This window comes from Massilia arenae, from assembly GCF_008014745.1.
GTDB lineage: Bacteria > Pseudomonadota > Gammaproteobacteria > Burkholderiales > Burkholderiaceae_D > Telluria > Telluria arenae.
The window spans coordinates 1-6,697 of the sequence record NZ_VPFD01000054.1 but is presented as its reverse complement, the minus strand read 5'-3'; the positions used below and the strand labels follow the sequence as shown (position 1 = coordinate 6,697).

6 protein-coding genes and 1 tRNA gene are annotated in these 6,697 nt (G+C 55.4%); 6 read left to right on the top strand and 1 reads right to left on the bottom strand.

Annotated features, from left to right (window positions below; genetic code table 11):
- Positions 1-184: 184 nt before the first annotated feature.
- Entirely contained in the window at positions 185-1,078 is an 894-nt protein-coding gene (locus FVD38_RS26175) for a c-type cytochrome (protein WP_147937475.1), read from the bottom strand.
- Positions 1,079-1,253: 175 nt separating this feature from the next.
- Here FVD38_RS26175 and FVD38_RS26170 point away from each other — a divergent pair.
- The 6 genes from FVD38_RS26170 to FVD38_RS26710 all read left to right on the top strand — a co-directional run bounded on the left by FVD38_RS26170 (position 1,254) and on the right by FVD38_RS26710 (position 6,135).
- Positions 1,254-1,329 (top strand) — tRNA-Arg (locus FVD38_RS26170).
- Between the two features lie 113 nt (positions 1,330-1,442).
- A complete protein-coding gene (locus tag FVD38_RS26165; RefSeq protein WP_147937474.1) occupies positions 1,443-2,705 on the top strand; it encodes a tyrosine-type recombinase/integrase in 1,263 nt (420 codons plus the stop codon).
- A gap of 59 nt (positions 2,706-2,764) precedes the next feature.
- Complete coding sequence (locus FVD38_RS27250; RefSeq protein WP_147937473.1) at positions 2,765-2,992, top strand: helix-turn-helix transcriptional regulator; 228 nt, start codon at positions 2,765-2,767, stop codon at positions 2,990-2,992.
- Positions 2,993-3,505: 513 nt separating this feature from the next.
- Complete coding sequence (locus FVD38_RS26155; protein WP_147937472.1) at positions 3,506-4,078, top strand: HAD domain-containing protein; 573 nt, start codon at positions 3,506-3,508, stop codon at positions 4,076-4,078.
- Between the two features lie 63 nt (positions 4,079-4,141).
- Positions 4,142-4,543 carry a hypothetical protein gene (locus FVD38_RS26150; protein WP_147937471.1) on the top strand — a complete coding sequence of 134 codons (402 nt, stop codon included), beginning with the start codon at positions 4,142-4,144 and terminating at the stop codon, positions 4,541-4,543.
- 1,169 nt (positions 4,544-5,712) lie between these two features.
- On the top strand, positions 5,713-6,135 hold the full coding sequence (locus FVD38_RS26710) for a hypothetical protein (protein ID WP_147937470.1): 423 nt from the start codon (positions 5,713-5,715) through the stop codon (positions 6,133-6,135).
- Positions 6,136-6,697: the final 562 nt, after the last annotated feature.

Here is a 6,697-nt window from a genome sequence, read left to right as displayed (position 1 = left end):
CAGACGCGCCCAGTCCGGGGCTTCCTGGGCTTGTACAAGAAAATGGAGCGCGTCATCAAACATGGTGACGCAGGTTAACAGCCTCAGCTACCGTTTACAACACCTGAAAAGAAAAATGCCGCTCAGTCTTAACTGAACGGCATTAACCCAATCGGGTGCTTTTTTATTGGAGCCGTCGCGCGTCTTATTTGACGGCGGCCACCATGTAATCGACCGCGGCCTTGACCTCGGCATCGGGGATGGTGGCGCCGCCTTTGGGCGGCATGAAGCCGGTCTTGCCCTGGAAGCCCTTGATCGCGTGCTCGTACATCACGTTGGCGCCCTGGCCGAGACGCGCGGTCCACGCTGCCTTGTCTCCGAACTTCGGCGCGCCGGCAATGCCTGCGCCATGGCAGGCGATGCAGGCCGAGTCATAGGCTTTCTTGCCGAGGTCGGCGCTGGCAATGGCTGGGGCGGCTGCCGGGGCAGCGGCGGTGGCGGCGACTGGAGCGGGCGTTGCGGCCGGGCTTGCTGCTGCTGCTGCGGTAGCGGCGGCGTCGGCCGGCGCCTCGGCGGCAGCCGGGGCAGGCGCCGGCTCGGCCGGCTCCTTGAAGCTGGCGCCGCTCTTGTTGGTCATGAAGACGACGGCGCGCTCGACCTCGAGATTGTCCAGGTCCGGATTGCCGCCCTTGGCCGGCATCGCGCGGATGCCTTCGATGGCGTGCTTGAGGATGGTGTCATAGCCTTGCGCCAGGCGCGCGCCCCAGGCGCCGTTGTCGCCGGTCTTCGGCGCGCCGGCCATGCCGCTGTCGTGGCAAGCCGCGCAGGTGGCGGCATAGACGGCGCCGCCGGCCTGCAGCACGCGCGGCGCATTGGCGTCGACCAGGGTGAACCCTTCTTCGGAGACCGGGCGGATACGGTTGGAGATGGCTTCGGCGCTCTGGCCGTCGGTACCGGCGCCGGTGGTGGCGGTGCTGGTCACGAAGGTGACCAATAAAATAATACCTAGAACGATAACCAGGAAAAATGCCGTGACGGCAACGACGAGTTGTTTTGGCGTGCGGATGAGGGATTGGTGTTCGTTATGTGCGTCGCTCATGATTTCCTTAATTCAATTAAAAAAACCGGCCACTGGGGCACTGCGATCTAGTGGCTTTTTGCAAATGCCGTCAAGCATCTTATTATAGTGTAATCCTGCTTTGGTGTAGGGGTTTTTCCGCCTCTCCCCATGGACGTACTTGCGGAAAGACTGTATCCTTCGTCACGCCTCCAGCGCGGCTGTAGCTCAGTGGATAGAGTATTGGCCTCCGAAGCCAAGGGTCGTAGGTTCGATTCCTACCAGCCGCGCCATGAAATCAAGGACTTACAATACCTCCTGCTGAGTTTGGGGAGAAAGTTCTGAGATTTTAGGGAGAAATATAAATCGTATCGCAACACTGGACTCCACCACATAGGAGTTCAGCATGAAGGTCAAGTCGCTCACGCAGGTCACACAGGCCACACCAGGCAAGCAGTTCAAGTCCGGCACGGTTGAGAAAAATATCTACGTAGAGGTCCGTTCGGGCTCCCTGCGCTTCGCAGTTGAAGTTTCCCCCCTTCCAAAAGATTCGCGTACGTTCGACATCGACCAATTCGATGAAGGACTACGTTGGGCCCGTCGTCGTCGCGTTGAGTTGCTGGAGCAAAAATTGGACGCGAAGCCGAAGGCTCTACCACTGGCCCCTACCATCGCCCCTGGGCATACTCCGGCAGAAATCCCAGTGCGCGATATCCTTGAAAACTATCGTCTGCGTGAGCTGCCGAAGCTGGCGGGCGCTGCATCAGACGTGTCACGCCTCAAGCGGCTCGACGAGTGGTTTGGGCATCTGACTCTTGGCCAACTGGACTATGACCTGCTAGACCGTTGGATGGTCGAGCGACAGGCAGGTCTGCTGGGCTCCGGACGAGTTTCGGACCCCACAATCACGAAACACCAAAAACACTACAGGAAAAAAATGGGCCATGTGCTCCCTCCTGCTGTGATAGTCCCTCCGTCAGCGCAAACGGTCCGTCATGAAATCACGTTGATGCGTCGCGCGCTCGTAGCCTATTTTCGCGCCAACAAATTGAATCAGCTCTACGGAGCCTGGCTAGCGGCTCAATATGTGATGGAGATTCGATTGCCAGAAAAGCCTGAGCCCCGTGACACTCGAGTTGACGAAGAGGCACTAGCCCTGTTAATCACGGAATTAGACCCCTTGCACATAGCGTTCGTAAGATTTGCAGTAATGACAACTCTGCGTCGGAGTGAGGTCTGTTCGTTGCAGTGGGAAGATGTAAACTGGGAAAAAAAAGTCATTACGCTGCGCAAGCCTGGCCACTTGAAAAAATCAAAAACGAGCACGCGGGAAGTTCCTTTGTTGCCACCTGCGCTGCAGATTCTGCAGCAGCTTGGTTCAGGGAAGACTGGCCGAATTTTTGAAATTTCCCCTAGCGGCATTTCGCAGGCGTTACGACGGGCAGCGGACAGGGTTGGACTGTATGATGTGCGCCTGCATGACATGCGCCGTGAAGGCATCTCCCGCCTGGTAGAACTGCTTGAAGCGTCTCTTGAAGAAGTGATGGTGTTTTCTGGGCATAGTGACAGAGCGGTGTTACAGAAGGTGTACCTACAACAGCGCGCTAACGTCATCGGTGACCGCTTGACTCAGCATCCACGCGCCGCAACGATGATTTCGGCAACATAAGGAAATAAATATAAGTCGGGGGGCTACACAGGTTTTTACTGACTGTGGAGCCCACTCTGATGAAGTATTTGACGAAAGACGAACTGGCTGCAATGCTGCGAGTATCAGTGCGTACTGTGACTGCCTACATGAGCAAAGGGCTGTTGCCGCAGCCGCTCCAGCTAGGGCGTAAATTGTTATGGAGCGAGGAGGCTGTCATTCAGTTCATACAGCCGAAGCCGGTTCTTGCTAATCACACTAGTGGACCTGTGAAACGAGGACGGCCGCGCAAAGTTGTAGTCGTCTAAGTTTGAGGCCCCAGTTTGCCAAGTGCTAGCGCTGGTTCGCTTGACACTCACTGTGCACCTTGGCCAACTTCCTTTCCCCGTAGTTCGACTCAGGTGCGCCCGGGTTAGTCCGTCTTTATCACACGCTTGATGTTAATAGGCCTGCCCCCGGCTCCACTCCGCGAAGCTCCCTCATCTGCGTAAGGTGCAGCGGGCAGGTTCAGGCGTAATCGCGCACGTAGACGGCAGTCAGTAGTAGAGCTGAGACAAGGGCGGCCCCGACCAGTGCGACTCGCTCCAGCACTCGAATGACCCTGTTGCGGTTTGCAGGTATCTCAACATATCGAATGAAGCGTTCCATATGCCCCTCGGAAGAGTAAACTGATGGTTATGATAATACCTGACGAGGTCGGAAATGCTGAAATGGATGATGTTCGTAGCAGGGGATGACGCGCGCTATAGTCGCGTCGCGTTGGCGCTGGGTGCTGCAATTCTCGCAGGCCTGACGGGCGTCTTGGCAGTTACGCTTCGAGTATGACGCCTGTACTTTACCTGGACTTCGATGGCGTCCTGCATCCCGCAGACGTGCGAGTCACTGCGTCCGAGCCTAAGCGGCCGCGCGTCTACAATGGCGGGTCTACCAACCATCCGCTGCTTGAGCATGCGCCGCTGCTCGAGCGCATCCTAGCGCCATTCGCTGATGTCAAAATCGTGCTGTCGACCAGCTGGGTGCGTGTCCTGGGCTATGAGTACACAATGCAGCAGTTGCCGGCAGCGCTGCGGGAGCGTGTAGTGGGAACCATCTGGCAAGGGGAGCTATTGCAGCATCCACCACGCACTAGGTACGATGCTATCCAATCAGACGCAAACAACCGCGGTGTGACTAGATGGCTGGCGCTGGACGACGATACAGAGGGATGGCCGGATGAGCAGCGCTACGCGTTAATAGCGCCTAATAATTTTTGGTATGGACTTGCACAGCCTGGCGTAGCTGATGAGCTCTCGCAGGCGCTGGCACTGCTATGCGCCGGCAAGCCGCTCGAGTCCCGTTTGCCGCAGGAGACCCACGTTCCGTCGACCGTCGAGCGGATATTCGGTCTGGGTTGAGCCGGCTCAAGTTGCCCGGTGGAAAGCAAGCGCGTATAGTAGTCCTTCGTTTAGGAGAAACAAATGTACGACGAAGACAACAATATCGCAGAATACAAGTGCCAACTAATCAGGGCAGACCCCAACTTTGATGGGGCAGGATACTTCCCTGATACAAAGGAACTGAAACCCATCCGCGACTTCAATTTCGTGTCTGAGGTGTTGGATGTTTTGACCGCTGCTGCGGAAGCCGGTGCACTGGGTCGCGATACTTGGGTCAGCCAGCTTTTTGCAGACGACGAGGTGTTTCAGCGGTTCGCGGACGAGCTGTCTAGCTACGACGAATACTGCCGCATTCATGACCGATGGTACGCCGCCTTGTTCAGAATCGTAAACGCTGTTAATGAAGAGGGATTCGTGACAAGCGAAGAAATCGCAGAGCGCATGCTCGAGCAAGCTGAAACGACTGGCCAAATCGTAGCCTGACCACCTGGTTTCGGACGGTTGAGCCGGCTCAAGCGCTCCTGCGCTGTTGTATTTTCCTCAATTTTATTGCCTTATTGACTACTGTACATAAAAACAGTATTATGGCCGTTTACATAACCGGAGCGGCGGTAATGGATAAGCGACAGGAACTTGAGGACAATGCAGTACGCAGCGAGGTAATTGAGGCCTTATGCGATGACCTGCTAGCTGCCAAACTGGCTGTGCCTATGCTAGAAGAGGCTAGCCTGGTCGCCGCGGCCTATCGCTCCGCGCTCATGTTAGGGTGGGGCGAGAGTGACCGTGAGCTGAAATGGATTTTTCGACGCGTCGCTTGCTGCTTGAGGTGGCCTCTACCAACGGAGATAGCCTGAGTACACTTGAAATAATCATCCTAGTCGTGGCTGCGTTTGTCGTTGGATTTGCCGCCGGCCGAGTATTCAGCCTGCGGCGTAATACCGGTTGAGCCGGCTCAACTTCAGCAGCTTCTAAGTCGCTGGGCGACACATCACTCATCTTCTAAGTGGTTGGGCGACATGTGAGCCGGGTTTCTAAGTGAGAATGCACAAAGGGATAGCACATGGCCAGGGTTGCAGCTGTGGGCGGGTACCAACCAAAGGTGACGCTAGTGCAGGGAAAGCACGGTACCCTAACGCTGGACGGCGCTGAACGAGCAGAAGAGTCCTGGCGCCCCGGTAGGGTTGTGCCGGCTCAACCGACAATCGACGCCCTGAACGAAGCGCTCAGTAGGCTAGAGCCGACGCCCTCAGCGTTGCAAGTGCTACTTGCCGAAAAGCTGCGTTGACCAGTTGAGCCGGTCCAAGTCAGTAATCCTGGTCAACCGAGGTACCTGCACTGGTGGGCAGTACCAGTTGAGCCAGCTGAACCGCTGGTTGAGGCCCTAAACCTGGCGCTAGGCAAGTTAGAACCGACGCCGTCAGCCTTGCAAGTGCTTCTGAACAAAAAGCTCGGTTGCCCAGATTGAGCCTGCTCAACTGCGCAGCCTTTGCACCTCTGCATCAGGATTTAGCTAGTCTCTAAATCTTGTCAAAGCTCCCTACATCTGCGTGCGGCACTGACTCGTGTGTGTTACGTTATATCGAGTTCCTAGCGAGCAGAATGCTGCGTTCTGACACACACTTAAACGGTAACCCATGACACGAACGAGTTTGGTGAATCTCCCTCACATTGAGGCCTTCGCCGACGAGATTGATGACAAGCTAAAAGGGCGTTTTGAGAGAAAACGCAGGTGTGCCTACTCCATGCCAGGTGCGACTATAGACGCGAGGAACGCGAAGTTCGACCTTCTGTTGCGGTTTCCAATCGGCCCCAATAGCAGATTCGAAGGCGAGAAGCCTTTAGTCATTGCTCGTATTAAGTTTACTGAACAACGAGTTGGCCACGGGACGTGGTTTCTACGAGAACTGGTAAGTATGGCTCCGAAATATGGTTATGAGAGTATCGCCATAGAAGCTGCGAATCCGAACGTTGGAATTCAGAACTTTGTTCGCAAGTTCGAGTTTGTACCGGTGCTCGGGGTCTCGAGTGATTGGATTGTTTCGGTGAATCAGCTTGCTAGGCGCTTTTCCGCTTAGTCGTCGTGCTTGGTGCTCGACCTTAGTATGAGTTCGAAGCTCTTATCCGTCCGACGTCTGCCAAACGATTGTAGCTACAGGTTTCCTGATGGCCCCTAGTCGGTGGTCGCCAATCTCCAAAATGAAAATTCTGCCCCCACTTTTTTCCGTGAATTGCGATGTCGCGTCATAGTTATTTTTCTATATCGATGACGCGTCATCGAAACTACTTAGCGTGAAAGCATGACGTCTTCGAGAGGGGACCATCCATGCTATTAGTTTTGTTGATGCGTCATATAAATGTGCTCGCTACATATGACAATTCAACCCCAGAAGGAACGCTACGAGCATGGAAACAACCATCAAACCAGGTGTAGGACGCCCGCCTAAACACCTAACGAAGGACGAGAAAAGGGCGGCCAACGCTATCGCCGCGCAAAAGTATCGACAAAGGGAAAAAGCCAAAAGACAGGAGTGGCGAGACTTCAGCAAGCTGAATCGCCCCGGCTTTCGTGGAGGCCGGTTAGTGTGAGTCAGGCCGGGATGGCTTGACCGCTCAGTTGCTTGTAATAGTTTGCCTCAG